Consider the following 16,672-nt stretch of genomic DNA (forward strand, 5'->3'; position numbering starts at 1 on the left):
CAGGAGAGGTATCCATGAATAAAAGGGATGGTGTCAAACGCAGGACGGGCGATTTGAAGCTGATCCAGGAACTGAACCGATCCATCATATTGGACACGATCCGTCAATACGGCCCCATTTCCCGAAGTGAAATCGCCAAGCGGAACAAGCTGAGTCCGACAACCGTCACTTCGGCAGTCGGCGAGCTGATCCGCGACGCGCTCGTGTGCGAGGTGGGAGTCGGCGAGTCGAACGGGGGAAGAAAGCCGATTCTCGTGCAGTTTTCGCCGGACAGCCGTTTTTTGATCGGCATTTCGCTTTCCGGCTCCAAACTGACCATCGCCCAGATGAATCTGGAGGCGCGCGTCAGAAAAAAGGAAACGCATCCGTTGAAGCTACAGCAAGGCGAGAGTGTCCTCCGCTTTTTGCTGGACACGATCGAACGATTTTTGGCGCAGGTCGGAAGCCTCGACAACTGCGTAGGCATTTCGATTGTGACGCAAGGGATTGTCGATGCCGCGACAGGCGTCATTCGCTACAATCCGAAGCTGCGCCTGCGGGATGCGCCTGTAAAAGAAATGGTCGAGCAGCGGTTTCAACTGAAGACGTGGGTGGATAACGACACGAATGCGTACCTGCTCGCCGAAAAGACGCTGGGACAATTTCGCCACTATCAAAACATGCTGTACGTGACGATTGGGGACGGACTGGGCGCGAGCCTGCTGATGGACGGGGCGATCTACCGCGGCTACAAGGGCGGCGCCGGAGAGTTCGGCCATACAACGATCGACCGGGCGGGCATGCGGTGCGATTGCGGCAATATCGGTTGTCTGGAAAACTACGTGAGCTGGCCCGCCATCTACTCGAAGCTGCTCTCGGCGCTCGCCAAAGGCAAGGCGAGCAGCATCATGGAGCTTGTGGAGGGCGACATCAGCCGGATCAACGCGAAAATTTTTCGCCTAGCCTTGACCGAAAAAGACGCGCTGGCGATCAGCATTTTGGAAGAGACGGCTTCTTACCTGGCCGCCGGGATGGTGAACCTGATTCATCTGTTCAATCCGGAGGTCATCATTTTGGGGGGCGAGATCGCGTTTGAAAACGAGCTGCTGATCGAAAAGGTGCGTGAGTATGTTAGCGAATACGCCCACGGCATTTTGACAGAGGAGCTGGAGCTGCGGCCAAATTCGCTCGGGGAGGACGTCGAGGTCGTCGGCGCCGCCGCTATTTTGTTGCAGAACACGTTCCAGTTTTCGCTGTCGCTTTAGCTTGGCGGATCAGGAGAAAAGGAGGGCTTGCTTCATGGGGAGAGTAGCAGTAGTCGGGGCAAAAGACGCTGTGGATGAGCAGCTCGGCATCTGGGCGCGCGTGCGCGGCGCGAAGCTGGTAGGGCGGGCAGAAAGCTTGCAGGAGTTGCACAATTTGTTGGCAGAAACAAAGGTGGAAGTGGTGGAGTTCGCAGGCGAGGCGGATGGCGCTGCCCTCGCGGCGGCAGCTCAGGCGGGTGCGCACATTTTCATAGGAAGCTGCCCCCGGTCCGGGGAGCACGAGCTGTTGCAGGCAGCGCGCCTGTGCCAGCAAAAAGGACGCGTCCTGCAACTGCCAGACACGCTGCGCTTTTGCCCGGAGTACGAGTTGGCGCGTGAACACGTTCGAAACGGGGCGATCGGCAAGCCCGGCGTTTTGCGACTGCGGCGCGGAGCTGTGGCGTCGGCTGAAAACGCGGACCGCTGCCTTTTTGCAAGTCTCGGCTGGCGCGAATTTGACTGGCTGCGCTGGACGTTCGGCGAAGTGGAGCGCGTGCAGGCAAACCAGGTCGTACATACCGACGCGGCAACAGGGCAGGTGCTTTCATATGCGCTCGTCATCCTGAAAATGCGCGCGGGAGCGATCGCCCAGGTGGAGCTGTCGTGGGCAGAGTCTGCGGAGCAGTCGTTTTTTGAGCTGACAGGGGATGCAGGCATGCTGCTCCACGACAGCCGGGAAAGCTCGCCGATTCGCTGGAGCAGGGGCGGCGCGGGCGGACGTGCAGATGCGTCAGCAGCAGGCGGATGGGACAGCCGGCTTGCAGGGATCGACCCGCCGTGGAAGCAAAGAGACAATCTCATCCGCTATCTCGCGGGCGAGGAAGCCGTCCGGCTGAATGCAGAAGATTGGCTGCGCGCCATGGACATCGTGCAGGCGGCGAGGGAGTCGGCGAAGACAGGGCAGCCTGTCCAGCTTGCCGAAGGAGGTGTTGCCCGATGAAGGTAGGGATTCTCAGCTTTGCCCATATGCACGCCCAGAGCTACGCCGTCCAATTGCAGCGTCATCCGGAGGCCGAACTGGCAGCGCTCTGGGACGACGACCCGATCCGCGGAGAAGCGATGGCGGCAAAGTACGGCGCGACTTATTTTCGCGACCTGTCCGCGTTTTTGCAGGCACCGCTTGAGGCTGTCGTCGTCTGCTCGGAAAACGCGCGGCACAAGGAGCACGTCATCGCCTGCGCCCGAGCGGGAAAGCATGTGCTATGCGAAAAGCCGATTGCGACAGACGTCCAGGATGCACTGGAAATGATCCGGGTCTGCGCAAAGGAACAGGTGATGCTGCAAGTCGCGTATCCGGTCCGGTTTGCCCCCGTGATGCAACATGTAAAAGAACTGGTGCAATCAGGCGCGCTCGGCACGATTCTCGCCATCAACAGCACGAACCACGGGCAGATGCCGGGCGGCTGGTTCGTGGAAAAAGAACAGTCTGGCGGCGGTGCTTCGACCGACCATATCGTCCACCTGATGGACCTTGTGCGCTGGATGCTCGGCGACGAGGTGAAGAGCGTCTACGCGGAGCTGGATACGCGTTTTTACGAGCTAGCGGTGGAGGACTGCGGCATGGTCAGCCTGGTCTTGGAGTCTGGCGTAGTGGTCGGAATTGATCCGAGCTGGTCCCGGCCGAAGACGTTCCCGACGTGGGGAGATGTGACCATGCGCATCATCGGCACGAAAGGAACGGTCGAGGTAGACGGTTTCCGCCAGCATGTGCTGCACTACGACGACACAGCAGGCAAGCTCCAGCAACTGCCGTGGGCCGCAGACATGGACGAACGGCTGATTGCCGATTTCGTGCAGAGTGTGCAGGAAAAGCGGGCCCCGTCCATCACGGGAGAGGACGGACTGCGAACGCTTGAAGTGGTGAAGGCCGCTTATGAATCCAACAAGCGGAAGCAAACGGTCGTCCTCGACAGGGTGCCGCTTGCCTAGCTAAGTTTTTTTTGCCAAAAAAATGGCGTACGACTACAAACATTCAAATGAGGTGGAAAGAATGAAAATCGGATTGAGCACGTACAGCTTGCTGACAGCAATTCGCGCTGGGGAAATGGATGTACTGGATGTCGTGCAGTGGATCGCGGACAACGGCGGAGAGCACATGGAAATCGTGCCGTACGGCTTTACGCTGGTGGACAACTACGAGCTGGCGGACGCGGTGCGGGACAAGGCAAAAGCTCTCGGCATCGAGCTGTCCAACTACTCGATGCCAGCCAACTTCATTCACGAGACGGAGGAAGCATTTGCCGCAGAGGTGGCCCGCATCAAAACGCACGTCGATTTGCTGCACCGCATGGGCATCCGCCACATGCGCCACGATGTCTCCACCTTTACCGTACCTGTCGAGCAGACGACGATCGCGTACTTTGAACAGCATCTCGATGCGATGGTCGAAGGAAGCCGCCAGATTGCCGATTACGCCGCGCAGTTCGGGATTACGACGACGATTGAGAACCACGGCTGGCTCGTGCAGGCGAGCGACCGCGTCCAGCGCGTGCTGCAAGCGGTCAATCGTCCGAATTTCAAGACGACGCTCGATATCGGCAACTTCATGTGCGTGGACGAGGAATCGCTCGTCGGCGTGAAGAAAAACTTGCCGTACGCTTCGCTCGTTCACTTCAAAGACTTTTACTTCCGCCCGTACTATCAGGACCCGGGAGCGGGCAAATGGTTCAAGACGGTTAACGGCAATTACTTGCGCGGCGCAATCGTCGGCCAGGGCGACATCAACATTCGCGAGGTCGTCAAGCTGGTGAAGCAGTCGGGCTATGACGGCTACATCACCGTCGAGTTCGAAGGCATGGAGGATTGCCGCGAAGGCTCGCGAATTGGCATGGACAATCTGCGCCGCTTCTGGGAAGAAGCATAAAAAAAGAAAAGGCCTCTCCCGCAAAAAATGGGGAGAGGCTTTCGCATGTTACGCCAACACGCTTTCTTCGGTTTTTGGATTTGGACCGTAGTCGTTGTCCGGTGTGCTGTCCAGGCAGAAGAACACGATCAGGACAATGGCGCCGATAAACGGAACCAGCGCGAGCAGCAGCCACCAGCCGCTTCTTCCAGTGTCGTGCAGACGACGGACGCCTACGCCCAGACCCGGCAGCAGGACAGCCAGCGAGTAGAGCGAAGACAAAGATTGCGGCAGACCAATCAAGTATTCGATGAGCATGAGTACGATAGAAATAATGGCACTGAACAAAGCAAACATCCAATACTCTTTGCGTCTGGCGCGTCCGGTGAAGTTGACGTAATTTTTTAAAACTTTCAGGTACCAATCCATGACCTAATTCTCCATTTCTTTCTAAAATTTAGCATGCAATATTATTTTAGCATCATTTTCCAGAGGATAGAAAGGAAATAATCTTATTTTTTGGATTTGGTGCTATTGAAGCAGCGAGAGATAGGAAAATGGTAATGATTCTCAACTGCCAGCCGCTTTCCTGCAAACGTCCGCATGATTTTTATCGAAAGGAATGGGCACCCTGAAAAAAGGAAATGATGGCAAAGACTCGCTCATAACAGGGGAGGACAAAAGAAGTGGAACCGACGAAAGACCAGCATATTACTTTGCACGGCTTCAACAACCTGACGAAATCGCTCAGCTTCAATATGTACGACATCTGCTACACGAAGACAAAAGCGGAGCGGGAAGCGTACATCAAATACATAGATGAACAGTACAACGCTGCACGGCTGACCAGCATCCTGAAAAACGTTTCGGAGATTATCGGGGCGCACGTATTGAACGTGGCGCAGCAGGACTATGTGCCGCAAGGGGCGAGCGTGACGTTTCTCGTTTCCGAAGGTCCGGTCGTGGAAGTGCCGACGGAGTCGTATGAAGAATCCCCCGGGCCGCTGCCGGAAAATGTCGTTCTGCAGTTGGACAAAAGTCACATTACGGTCCATACGTACCCGGAATACCATCCCGATGAGGAAATCAGCACGTTTCGCGCAGACATTGACGTCTCGACCTGTGGCGAAATCTCGCCGCTCAAGGCGCTCAACTATTTGATCCGCTCCTTCGATACGGATCTGATGACCATTGATTACCGGGTGCGCGGCTTTACCCGCGATATCCACGGCTACAAGCTGTTTATCGACCACGACATCAGCTCGATTCAAAATTATATTCCCGAAGAAATTAAAGATTTGTTCCACATGATTGATGTGAACGTGTACCAGGACAACATTTTTCACACGAAATGCAAGCGCAGGCGGTTCGACCTGAACAATTACTTGTTCGGCTACACAAAAGACAAGCTGACGCCTGCAGAGCAAGCGGAAATTACCGAGCGGCTGCAAACAGAGATGGACGAGATTTACTACGGGAAAAATATTATTCGCCACTAAGCAAGGCTGCTTCCCTTGCAGCAAGTCCGCGCCCAAGCGACGAGGCAGCGGTTCGAGGGAGAGCAGCCTTTTTGCATTTGCGGGCGCTCTTTGCGATCTTACCATTTGACGCTGAAAATCATTATCAATCATAATGGGGGCATAAGCGCAAAAGGACGGTGGCAACCAGCTATGCAAAGCAAACAAGGCAGCGAGAAAAGAGGGACAGTGTCATGGCAAGGCTTGTGGATGAAGCTGCGGCACAGTGAACAGATCATGGTCAAGCAGGATGTCCCGCACGCGGGTCAAGGCTGCATAGACAAGCATAGGCTGATCGTTGCGCTGGACGGCAGCGGCTCCATCGAGATCGACGCGAGCTGCTATCCCGTCAAGGAAGGGGAGGCGTGGCTGCTTCTCCCAGGTCAGTCGTGTTCTTTCTATATAGAATCTTCTCGCAAGCTCACCTGCCATGCGCTCGCTTTTGACGTGTACCGGGAAGCGGAGAGCGAAGACGGCGAGGCGATCACGCTGCACCGGACGACGTTGCCGTTTGCCGGACGCGTGACATGCTTGTCGCAGCCGACGCTTCGCATGCGCTGCGGTTCCATCGGGGAAGCGTGGGAGCAGACGGACGCGCGCAGCCGCTTCCGCGCACAGACGCAGCTTCAGGAGCTGATGTACGAGCTGCTGCCTGATTCGCAGTGCGCAGCATCAGAGGATTCCCTGGAAACATTGGAGCAGACCCGGCTTTATTTGGACGGCCACTACCAGGAAAGTTGGACGATTGAAAAGCTGGCGGCCATGGCCGGATTAAGCCCGTCTTACGCGCCATGGATTACGTGACGCAACTGCGCATCAACAAGGCCAAGCAACTGATGGGCCAGGGAAACGAGCGGATACGCGAGATCGCCAGACAGGTCGGCTTCAGCGACGAGTATTACTTCAGCCGCAAATTCAAGCAGCAGCAAGGCGTGGCCCCGACTGTCCACATGAAAAGCAGGCGCCACAGGGTTGCGACGTATCACACGGCGATCACCGGACAGCTTTTGGCGCTGCAAACGATCCCCAGCGCGGCCCCGCTCGATCCGAAATGGTCGGCGTACTATCGGCAAAAATACGCTGGCGATATTCCCGTTCATTTGCGCGATCCGTTTGACGAAACGTTCTCGATTTTCCTGGCGCTCAAAAAAGGCCCGTATCTGTTGGGCAGCGAAGGCGCAGGCTCGGTTCTGTATGACGATCTGGGGCTGCCGAAGCCAGCGACATCGCCGGACACGAAAGAAAAAACGATGGTGCTGCTGACGCTGGAAGGCATCACGACGATCAACCCGGATCGCATCGTGCTGCTGCATCCGGAGGGCGGCGAGCAGTCGTATAAAGATTCGGCTGTATGGCAAGGGCTGGCTGAAAGCCTACAAAAACGATCACATTTACTACTTGCCTGCAAACCCTTACTACAACCAGGCTTACATGCCGCTTGGCAAGGAGCTTCTGCTCGATACGCTGGAGCAGACGTTGAACAAATGAGTGGCGCGGCTTGGGAAACGGCAGCGATTCCGTGGACGAAGCAGCTCGTGATGCAGGCAGGAGGCAGCGGGCAAACGTACCGCATCTGTTTGGCAGTGCCGCCGGGCGAGGCGCCGGAGGGAGGCTTCCCGGTCCTGTATGTGCTCGATGCCAACTCGGTCATCGGCACGGTGGTGGAGGCGGTGCGCTTGCAAGGCAGGAGCAGGGACGGCCAGGGCAGTCCAGCGGTCGTGGTCGGGCTCGGCTACGACGAAGAGGTTCCTTTTGCCACTGCGCGCTTTACCGATTACTCCTTGCCGATGACAGTAGAGGAACTGCCTCCTTTTTCGCGCGGGGGAGAATGGCCGCGCCAAGGCGGAGCAGATGATTTCCTGCGCTTTGTGTTGGAAGAAGTACGGCCGATGGTGGAGAGCATGGCGACGGTCAATCGCGAGCGCCAGGCGATTCTCGGCCATTCGCTCGGAGGGCTGTTCGTTCTGCATGAGCTGTACACGCGGCCGGACGCTTTTTCCACCTATTTGGCCGGAAGCCCGTCCATCGACTGGTACAAGCGGCTGATTTTCGCGGAGGAACAAGCTTTTGTCACGCAGTTGCAGCCAGGTGGCAAGCGCAAACACGTGTTGATCGGAGTAGGCGAAGAGGAACTGACGCACCCGACGCGGATTAACGAGCATGCGCGCGGCGTGGCCGAGCGGCTGGGGGCTTTTGCCGACTGCGGGCTGGACGTTCAGTTCGAACAGTTCGCGCGGGAAAATCACATCTCGGTGCTGCCCGTGTTCATCAGCCGCGCAGTTCGCTTGTTTTTGAGAAGCGTGTGAATAAAAAAGATGAGCGTCGTCGTTGCAAAAAGGAGTTGTTCTTTTTGCGCGGCGGCTCATCTTTTTTGCGTCCCGTTCCGGCTCCGGCTCAATCCAGCTCGGTCAGGTCGTGCTCAGGGCGCTTTCGGTTTGCAAATATCCCTTCGCGCTTCGACTGTGCTCCAGTGTCAGATGCCCAAGGTAGTGCGCCCGAATTTCCTCCAATGTCTTTTGGGCAGGCTGGACAAATTCGCGGTCCCAGTCTTCCGGAGGCGATTCGAGCGAGATGCCTTTTTCGTCGAGAATTTGGAACAAGTCTTTGTCCGCCTGGGTAGGAATCCACCAGGTGTAGACGGGATTGGTCTGACCTTTGACTAGCGACTCCAGGATGAACTTCAAATATTCTGCGATGGAGAGCGGGCCGTAGTTCACGTCAAATTCCGGTCCGGGGGCAGGGTACTGTTCCGGGTAGCGCAGCGGGCCGTAGTGGATGGAAATGCCCAAAAAGCCGACGGGCGGGATGTTGTTCCCGTACCCGGTGAGCGAAAACGGCAGGTCGGCGGCGAAATGCAGGCGCACGATGACCGAGTTGATGAACTGCCGCTCGAAGAAGCTTTCCTTTTGCCAGATGCCCAAATCGCGGGCGATCGTATCCCAGTAAATGATCGAGGTGTTGTGCGCCAGCCAGAAGGCGGAGGACATCTCCTCAAAGGTTTTGAAAAATTCGTCGTCGTGCTCGTTGAACGGGTCGATCAAGTCGTACCATTTGAAATAGCCGTGCTTTTTGCGCCAGCTTTGGGCGAGCAGCAAAAAGTCGATCAGGCGCTGGATGCGCAGCTCCGGGCTTTGCTGGTTGTTGGCAAACAAGTGTGTCGCTTCCAGCAGGTCGGCGGTGAAGTTGCCGTTGACGAAGTCCCAGTAATTCACGTCTCCGGCCTGGGAGCGCTGCTCGTCTATCCGCTTCGTTTCCGCTTCCCAGTGGGCAAATGTCGCGACGTCAATCCCGAAGTACAGCTCAAACGGCAGCAGATCGCCAAACAGGCTGAAACGGTAAGGGCTGGATTGCTGAAACCAGGTTTTGATGAAAGCGAGCCGGGAAGAGGGCGGCACGACGACGGCTCTTTCCAAATAGCTCGTTTTGGCGATATCGGCCTGGAACTGTTCCAGCGACGTAGCGCCATCGGCAAAAGGAGACGAGGAGGCCAGAAAGTCGACGCCGTCCTCGTCATTGTCGTACTGGACGAGAATGTGCGTGAAGCTCGTTTGGGCCGAGGGAGAGAGGACGAGCTGGCTCCAGCGGTGCGAGCTGCCGTTGTCGATCGCCCCGATGATGACGACGGGGTTGTCCGCTTCTCCGTTGAAGGCGATGGAGCCGCTGTCCTCGACGATGAGCTTGTGCTGGCAGCGGACATTGATCGAGGTGCCGGCTTCAAAACTGACGCGGACGCCTGCGGGAATGGTCACGTCTTCAGGGCCGATCAGGTAAGGGCCGCCTTTTGCCGTAAACACGCGATCGCTCTCGATCGTGCCGCTCAGCCGAACGTATTTGTCGACGTGCAACTGACAGGCGTGCTGCGGGTCGGGGTCTGGGCCAATCGTCAGCTTGATGTAGTAGAAGCCGTCTTCGTCGGGGAAAAAGGGCAGGATGATGCTGCCGCCGGGAGCAAAGCGGGCTTCGCTCAGCTTCGTTCCGTGCACGTCATACACTTCGATGGCAGAGGACGGATGCGTCAAATTGCTGATATGTATTTCGACTGCCTCTTCGGAGGTGAGATAGAGCTTGTACATTTCGATATGGGGATCGAGGTCTGGTGACGCCTTGCGGATGGGCTTGTCTGTTTCCAGCATGGATACGGATGCAAAAGTATTCATGGAACGCCGACTCCTATTCGAAAAATTCAATCATATGCAGGCGAAGCTTCATTCTATTAGTGATACGCGCAACGCTGGAAAAAGTTTTGGCGCGACCGAGTCTTTTGGACTACAAAACAGGACAAAAAAAGGACGGGAGAGCCAGTTCTGACTGACGTTCCTGTCCTGTTTGCTTGTGGCTGCCAGATGCCAAATGGCTTACTTTCCGCCCGCCTTTGTGAGCATTTCGATCATTTCCTTGTAGCCGCGCTGTTTGGCGTGCTGGAGGGGAGTGACTCCATCGTGATCGGCCAAATTGACATCGGCTCCGTGCTCGATCAGCAGCCGGACGATTTCCTGGTGCTTTTTGCCCCCGTCTCCCAAAATGACTGCTTCCAGCAAGGCGGTCCAGCCGAGGTTGTTGACGTGGTCGATGTTGACGTCCGAAGTAGTGAGCAGCTCCCGGACGATCTCCACATGCCCGCGGTCAGCGGCGGGGATGAGGGCAGTGCCGCCAAAACGGTTGGTGATGGTCGTATCGGCACCTGCCGCTATAGCGGCCCGCACAAAGTCCAGCTTGCCTTCTGCGCCTGCGTACAGCAGCGGATTGTCGGAGCGGTCGTCTCGGATGTTGATGTTCGCGCCATGTTCCACGAGCAGGTTGAACATCGCAAGCTGGTTCGTGTGCACCGCGATCATTGCAGACGTCCGTCCGCGTTCATCCGTCGCGTTGATGTCGGCTCCGTCCGCGAGCAGCTTTTGCATCGTTTCTGTGTCTCCCTGCTTGACTGCTGCAAGCAACGCCTGATTTCGCTTGTCCATTTCGTCGTTTTCCGCCTGTGTCGCTCGCTGCTCGCAAGCAGCGTATCCACGTTCGCCGCACACCCTGCCAGCAGGAGGGCGACGGTCAAAAGACTTGCTTGCAGCATGGCGAACCGGCCCCTTTCTGCTCGTTTGGTTGTTCGCATGAAAAGTGGTTTATTCGACTGTCAGCTCGGCCCGGGATTCGCCAGCCCAGCCGCCGACCCGTCGCGCAGGGCGAGCTGCAAGCCTTCGTTTCCGTTGTGGCACAGATCGACCTGAAAGCCGTTCAGTTCAAAATAATCGCGTTCGAGCTGCGCGATCGTCGTCTCGTCTTCAATGATGAGGATGCGCGTCGTCATGTGGCTTGGCCCCTCCCAGGTAGTTCGATCGTCTCAAAGTAAAAAACAGGCTCGTGCCGACGCCCTCTTTGCTTTTCACCCAGATGTCGCCGCCGTGTCCCTCGATGATTTGGCGGGCGATGGAAAGTCCCAGACCGCTGCCGCCCGTCGAGGAATTGCGCGATTGCTCCGCCCGGTAAAAGCGCTCGAACAGATGGGGGATTGCTTCTTCGGGAATGCCGATCCCGTTGTCCCTGATCTCGATGGTCGCCCACTGCGGGTCAGCCTGAACCGAGACGAGAATCTGCTTTTCCGGCTTGTCCATGAACTTCTGGGCGTTTTCGATCATATTGAGCACGGTTCGCTCGGTTTTTTCCAGATCGACGAGCACCTGTACGCTGGCGGCCGGGCGCTCTGCCCATTGCAGGCGAATGCCTTTTTCTTCCAGGTCGTAGTGCAGCTCGTCAATGAAGTCGTCGAGAAAGCTCGCGATGTCGACAAGCTCAAACGTAAACGGCACTTGCTTCAGATCGAGCTTGGAGTAGAGAAACAGCTCGTCGACGAGCTTGTCGAGATCGACCGCCTTGGAGTAAATGATGTTGACGTACTTGTCCATTTTTTCCGGCGTTCGGCTACTCCGTCGAGGATGCCTTCGATGTAGCCTTTGATATTGGTGATCGGCGTGCGCAGGTCGTGCGAGATGTTGGAAATCAGCTCTTTGCGGCTTTCCTCGTCCTGCAGGCGAAGCTGCACGGACTCCTGCAGGCGGCGCCTCATGCTCTCAAACGCTTCGTTTAGCTGGCCGATCTCATCTTTGCTGTTTAAGGCAAGCGCGAAATCGAGGTTGCCTTCCTTGATGTTCTCCGCCGAATGGCGCAGCATGTCGAGCGGCTTGACGACGCTTCTGGTAATCCAGCGGTACAACAGCACGTTGGCGACGACGATCACGCCGAGCAGCAGGCAGACGAGGATGGGAAGCAGCCTGCGGGTCACCTCGCCAAACGGGCTGCGCTCGCGAGTGACAAACACGCTGCCTTTTGCCCCGTCCGAGTAGAGGAAGTCAAATTTGGCGTAGGCGTAAAAGCGCTCCCCGATGTTGAACGTGTTGCGAATCTGGCTGTTGTTCAGGTCGTAGGGCGGAAGGCTTTTTTCCAGCTCCGGCTGGTTGAAGGTGAGCGATTCGAAAACCTGGTTGCTCTCCCTGCGGACGTACAGGCCGGCGCGGACGGTTCGCAGCTTGAAATCGTAGTCTTGCAGCAACGACTTGTCGAGCAGCTCGTCCGGCTCGTTTTTGGCGAGGTATTTCAGTTCGAGAAAAATCGACTCTTCCTGCTCGTGAGCGGGTTGAGCTAGTAGTGCACTTTATAAAAATCGCGAAAGCTGTGGATGTCGCCTGTGGCTGCAATCGTAAACAGGCTGGCGGCGAGAACAAACATGAGCAGACTGATGACGAGCATCCCCGTGTAGGAGAGCAGCAGCTTGATGCGGATAGACATAAAACTCACCTCTCCCGATAACTGGGGTGTGCAAAAGATGACTAGTCCATTATATACAACGAGCACGGCGGGTAAAGCATTATTGCTTGGAACTGGGCGAATATCCGTTATACTAGCATATAAGAGCAAACAGATTTTGCACGTAGGGGAAGGACGGGGGATAGAAGATGAAAGTAGCGATTGCACAGCTTACAGCGAGCATGGACAAAGCGCTGAATCTGCAAAAAGCGCAAGACTATATCGCCAAAGCCAAAAAAGCCGGGGCAGACTTTGTCATTTTGCCGGAGATGTACAGCGCACCAGCCACGCCGAAGTCGGGAGTGACGCCAGCCGAGGTGGCGGAAAAGCTGGACGGCCCGTTTGTGACGGGACTGGCGGAGGCGGCGCGTCAGCACGGCCTCTACGTGGTGTGCGGCGTGTTCGAAGCGATTGACGGCGACGAGAACCGCGCCTACAATACGACGGTCTTTCTCAATCGCGAGGGCGCGCTGATTCACGCCTACCGCAAGACGCATTTGTACGACGCTTTTTCCTATATCGAATCAGACTTTATTGCGCCTGGCGACAATCCGTATCGCGTGGTGGAGACAGAGTTTGGCAAAATTGGGCTGATGGTCTGCTACGAGGTGCGCTTTCCCGAGATCGCGCGGCAGTTTGCCCTGCAAGGAGCGGATATTTTGTTCGTACCCGCAGGCTGGGTAGCGGGCGCGATGAAGGAGGACCATTGGGAGACGCTGGTTCGGGCGCGGGCGATTGAAAACACGATGTTCGTGTGCGCGGCTGACCAGGTTGGCAACATTTTCGCGGGACGCAGCATGATCGTCGATCCGATGGGCGTCGTGATCGCCAGCGCCGGAGAAGAAGAAACTTTGCTGATAACAGAATTGGATCTGGAACGGATTCAGCGCGTGCGCGGCAAGCTGCCGAGCGTCGCCAATCGCCGGGCAGAGCTGTACACCAATTAAATACATGGGATTTCTGTAAAAAGGCAGTCGGTCGCCCCACCAGCTCAAGCGGGCGGCCGGCTGTATTTTTGTTTTGGGAAAAGGAAAGTGGTCAGGCACATTTTGCTTTTTTCTTCATAGGATTATAGTAGATATCCATTCATCTTTCGAGCCCTTATGCAAGCGTTACCATCATGAGAAAGGAAGTGTGTGCGGATGTTCTGGTTCGTATGGGCTGTCGTCGGCGTCGTTGTCTGGTGGGCAATGAACATGATTTTGACAGGAAAAGCGGCAGGAACAAACTGGTGGGCTTCGCTCATCGCTGCGCTTCTGGGAAGCTGGCTTGGAGACTTGGTGTTGGGCGATTGGCTGTGGATGTGGGCTGGCTTCAACGTCATTGCCGGGGTAATCGGAGCGGCTATGCTCACCTGGCTGTGGACACTGCTCAGCAGACAATCCAAGTAGCCACACGAGTACAATTGTCATTGGCACAAGCAAACAGCAGACAGGAATCGCCCTGGTGGCGGTTCCTTTTTTTCGTGCAAAAAAGCGGAGCGTCTGGCGAACAGCGAAAAAGAGCGCGCACACGCATAAAGCGGCGCGGAGCGCATAAACATCAGCGAAGGAGAAAGTGCAGGTTTCGACAGTGTATCCATAAGTCTTACTTGACCAGTAGGGATTGTTGGTAATATAACTATATCTAGACCGACAAGATGGACATTACGAGTTCAAAGGAGAAAGGGAGGGGAAAATATGTCAACACTTCTTACGATTCTCAACATTATTATCATGCTCTTATTCATTGGCGGCTTGTATGCCATGCAGAAGAAACATATTTCTTTTTCCAAGCGAGTATTTGTCGGTCTCGGAATCGGGATTGTTTTCGGACTCATCCTGCAATTCGCCTATGGAGTAAAATCAGACGTCCTGAAAGATTCCATCGAGTAGTACAACATCGTGGGCAAAGGCTACGTGAAGCTGCTGCAAATGATCGTCATGCCGCTGGTGTTCATTTCGATTGTTGCCGCTTTTACCAAAATGAAGCTGGCCAACAACATCGGCAAAATCAGCTCGCTGATTATCGGGCTTCTGGTCGGCACGACAGCGATTGCCGCCGCAATCGGGATCGCCTCGACGTTTGCTTTCAATCTGGACGTAAGCCAGTTCCAGCAGGGAGAAGCGGAGGCGGCGCGCATTGAACAGGTGGAGCAACGGCTGGGCGATATTCAAAACATGACCTTGCCCGCAAAAATTTTGGAGCTGCTCCCGGCCAATCCGTTCCTCGATTTGACGGGGGATCGGGCTACTTCTACGATTGCGGTTGTCATTTTCTCGGCGATTATCGGGATTGCGTATTTGGGCGTGAAAAAGAAAAGCCCCGAGCAGGCGGAATTGTTCGCGAAAATCGTCGACGCGCTGCACGCCATCATCATGCGCGTCGTGACGCTGATTTTGCGCCTGACGCCATACGGGGTGCTGGCGATCATGACGCGCGTAGCTGCGACGAGCGACTACAATGCGATCTGGCAGCTTGGCAAATTCGTCATCGCTTCGTACGTGGCGCTGGTGCTCATGTTTGTCGTGCATCTGTTGATGCTGGCTTTTGCCGGACTGAACCCGATCACGTACGTGCGAAAGGCGTTTCCTGTCCTGACCTTCGCCTTCACCTCCCGCACGAGTGCAGGGGCATTGCCGCTGAATGTGAAAACGCAGACGCAAGACTTGGGTGTGCCTGAAGGGATCGCCAACTTTGCCGGCTCCTTCGGCCTGTCGATCGGTCAAAATGGCTGCGCAGGCACGTATCCCGCGATGCTGGCCGTCATGGTAGCGCCAATGGCCGGAGTCGATCCGCTGACGCCTTCGTTCATCCTGACGTTGATCGTCGTTGTCGCGCTCAGTTCCTTCGGCGTTGCCGGAGTAGGGGGCGGAGCGACTTTTGCCGCGCTGCTCGTCCTGTCGACGATGAACCTGCCGGTGGCAATTGTCGGGCTGCTCATCTCCGTGGAGCCGCTGATCGACATGGGCCGGACAGCGCTCAACGTGAGCGGCAGCATGACGGCCGGGCTGTTGACGAGCCGGGCGACGAAAGAGTTGGATACGAAAGTGTTCAACGGAGTACAGCAGCAGTCTGTGACGGTGTAAAACTGAAAGACGCGAAAAACAACCCCGGTTGTTCTGCCTGTCTGGCAGGAGCAGCCGGGGTTGTTGCCTTTTGCTGGAACGGGACTTAAAGCAAGTAACAAACAGGCTATACCGAAGCCAAAATTTGAGGAAATTGCTCGCGTGAATGCTCTGAATAAAGTTGAAAATTTCCTGCAAAATGGCGATCAAATTGTCTCGATCAACGGTGAGAGTTCTATACCAAAGATCATTTATTGGACAAGGTATCCTCAAACTATCCCAGACGAGACAGTGACAGTGAATATTTATGGGAAGCAAGATCTGAAAATGACCAAACAATTGTTCATAGAAAAATTAATGAAGGCAAATGTCCAGGTCAGATCAAGAATTTCCTAAACTAGATTTGAATACCCTCCCTGCGAAAGTAATTGCCAGGGATGATTTTAAAGGGGACTCAAGCAGTCTGTCTCGCGCTTTAAAGGTGTACCAGCAGCTTACAGGTGAAAACTTGGTAAAAGGACGCAAAATTGCAGCTACGGGAGGAATACAGACAGACGGAAGGATCACAGGGATTGGTTCTTTGTTTTACAAGTACCATGAGTTGGTAGATGAAGGGTTTCGTTATGAGAGCTCATACCAGGATAATTATTGATCCGTTCACAGCGAATTTTCAAAGTAGTTACGCAGGATTCTGATGGTTCACACTCGGAAATAAAAAGTATCAATTGATACCGTGGACAAGTTGTGGTAATCTTTAGTTAGGTATCAATTGATACTGTCTAGGATATCATAGTAGGGAGGTGAAAAAGTGAGTTTGGAGGAAACGTGTAAGACTGTCCTTGCGGAGATGAAGCAATTAATACTTGAAGGAAAGAAACACTTCGTAAGGCGAAATCGACAAGGTAAAAATTATTTGCAACAACTTCTCGATATGAACTTAACCAGTATTGATGCAGCGTGGGAGTGCATCGTAAATGACCTAAATCATACTCATTATCACTCCGGTCCAATGCATGACCATCAAGATGGACCTGGAAGTCCCCTGGTCGTTTGGGTGTTCAAAATGGAAATAAACGGAGTCATTGCTTACATCAAGTTAAAGATTGAGACGAACTACAATGCTCCCATAGGCTGAGACACGGGAGCGTGATAAATAAGTTATAATGAAGCCATGGAAAAACGGAACCGATA

Annotated in this window: 14 protein-coding genes and 3 pseudogenes; 12 read left to right on the forward strand and 5 right to left on the reverse strand. The window is 55.2% G+C overall.

Annotated features, from left to right (window positions below):
* Positions 1-14 precede the first annotated feature (14 nt).
* From AC3WJN_RS13950 to AC3WJN_RS13965, 4 genes are all read left to right on the forward strand, one after another.
* Complete coding sequence (locus AC3WJN_RS13950; protein WP_005830808.1) at positions 15-1,244, forward strand: ROK family transcriptional regulator; 1,230 nt, start codon at positions 15-17, stop codon at positions 1,242-1,244.
* A gap of 34 nt (positions 1,245-1,278) precedes the next feature.
* Complete coding sequence (locus AC3WJN_RS13955; protein WP_005830806.1) at positions 1,279-2,223, forward strand: Gfo/Idh/MocA family protein; 945 nt, start codon at positions 1,279-1,281, stop codon at positions 2,221-2,223.
* The gene (locus tag AC3WJN_RS13960) at positions 2,220-3,212 is read left to right on the forward strand and encodes a Gfo/Idh/MocA family protein (RefSeq protein ID WP_005830804.1); all 993 of its coding nucleotides are present in this window, start codon (positions 2,220-2,222) and stop codon (positions 3,210-3,212) included. The genes AC3WJN_RS13955 and AC3WJN_RS13960 overlap by 4 nt, the downstream gene beginning before the upstream one ends.
* A gap of 61 nt (positions 3,213-3,273) precedes the next feature.
* A complete protein-coding gene (locus tag AC3WJN_RS13965) occupies positions 3,274-4,146 on the forward strand; it encodes a sugar phosphate isomerase/epimerase family protein (RefSeq protein ID WP_005830802.1) in 873 nt (290 codons plus the stop codon).
* Between the two features lie 48 nt (positions 4,147-4,194).
* Here the strand turns inward: AC3WJN_RS13965 and AC3WJN_RS13970 are convergent, their stop codons facing one another.
* Positions 4,195-4,554: a DUF805 domain-containing protein gene (locus AC3WJN_RS13970; RefSeq protein WP_005830801.1), complete on the reverse strand. Its 360-nt coding sequence runs from the start codon at positions 4,552-4,554 to the stop codon at positions 4,195-4,197.
* Positions 4,555-4,811: 257 nt separating this feature from the next.
* Here AC3WJN_RS13970 and speD point away from each other — a divergent pair, with 257 nt between their 5' ends.
* The 3 genes from speD (at position 4,812) to AC3WJN_RS13985 (ending at position 7,948) form a co-directional block, all read left to right on the forward strand.
* Positions 4,812-5,624 carry an adenosylmethionine decarboxylase gene (gene speD, locus AC3WJN_RS13975; RefSeq protein WP_007780052.1) on the forward strand — a complete coding sequence of 271 codons (813 nt, stop codon included), beginning with the start codon at positions 4,812-4,814 and terminating at the stop codon, positions 5,622-5,624.
* 171 nt (positions 5,625-5,795) lie between these two features.
* Positions 5,796-6,446: an AraC family transcriptional regulator gene (locus AC3WJN_RS13980; RefSeq protein ID WP_007780049.1), complete on the forward strand. Its 651-nt coding sequence runs from the start codon at positions 5,796-5,798 to the stop codon at positions 6,444-6,446.
* Positions 6,434-7,948 (forward strand): alpha/beta hydrolase-fold protein, encoded by a 1,515-nt coding sequence (locus tag AC3WJN_RS13985; RefSeq protein WP_433947698.1) that lies wholly within the window; start codon positions 6,434-6,436, stop codon positions 7,946-7,948. Before AC3WJN_RS13980 ends, AC3WJN_RS13985 begins: the two co-directional genes overlap by 13 nt.
* Positions 7,949-8,050: 102 nt before the next feature.
* Here the strand turns inward: AC3WJN_RS13985 and AC3WJN_RS13990 are convergent, their stop codons facing one another.
* The 4 genes and pseudogenes from AC3WJN_RS13990 to AC3WJN_RS14005 form a co-directional block, all read right to left on the reverse strand.
* Positions 8,051-9,799, reverse strand: coding sequence for a hypothetical protein (locus tag AC3WJN_RS13990; protein WP_007780039.1), 1,749 nt, complete (start codon positions 9,797-9,799; stop codon positions 8,051-8,053).
* Positions 9,800-9,997: 198 nt separating this feature from the next.
* Positions 9,998-10,600, reverse strand: a complete 603-nt coding sequence (locus tag AC3WJN_RS13995) for an ankyrin repeat domain-containing protein (RefSeq protein WP_007780037.1) — start codon at positions 10,598-10,600, stop codon at positions 9,998-10,000.
* A 206-nt stretch (positions 10,601-10,806) separates the two neighbouring features.
* Positions 10,807-10,941, reverse strand: a pseudogene (locus AC3WJN_RS14000) (DNA-binding response regulator); the annotation flags it as partial.
* Positions 10,916-12,416 (reverse strand): annotated as a pseudogene (locus AC3WJN_RS14005) (sensor histidine kinase). The pseudogenes AC3WJN_RS14000 and AC3WJN_RS14005, both read right to left, overlap by 26 nt.
* Before the next feature lie 167 nt (positions 12,417-12,583).
* Between AC3WJN_RS14005 and AC3WJN_RS14010 the strand changes: the two are divergent.
* The 5 genes and pseudogenes from AC3WJN_RS14010 to AC3WJN_RS14030 all read left to right on the forward strand — a co-directional run bounded on the left by AC3WJN_RS14010 (position 12,584) and on the right by AC3WJN_RS14030 (position 16,616).
* Positions 12,584-13,381 carry a carbon-nitrogen hydrolase family protein gene (locus AC3WJN_RS14010; protein WP_005830783.1) on the forward strand — a complete coding sequence of 266 codons (798 nt, stop codon included), beginning with the start codon at positions 12,584-12,586 and terminating at the stop codon, positions 13,379-13,381.
* A gap of 195 nt (positions 13,382-13,576) precedes the next feature.
* Entirely contained in the window at positions 13,577-13,825 is a 249-nt protein-coding gene (locus tag AC3WJN_RS14015) for a hypothetical protein (protein ID WP_005830781.1), read from the forward strand.
* A 288-nt stretch (positions 13,826-14,113) separates the two neighbouring features.
* Positions 14,114-15,502, forward strand: a pseudogene (locus AC3WJN_RS14020) (L-cystine transporter).
* Between the two features lie 60 nt (positions 15,503-15,562).
* A complete protein-coding gene (locus tag AC3WJN_RS14025) occupies positions 15,563-15,877 on the forward strand; it encodes a hypothetical protein (RefSeq protein ID WP_005830777.1) in 315 nt (104 codons plus the stop codon).
* 412 nt (positions 15,878-16,289) lie between these two features.
* Positions 16,290-16,616 carry a hypothetical protein gene (locus AC3WJN_RS14030; protein ID WP_007780018.1) on the forward strand — a complete coding sequence of 109 codons (327 nt, stop codon included), beginning with the start codon at positions 16,290-16,292 and terminating at the stop codon, positions 16,614-16,616.
* Positions 16,617-16,672 lie beyond the last annotated feature (56 nt).

It is taken from the genome of Brevibacillus sp. FW306-2-1A-C05A (assembly GCF_058781555.1).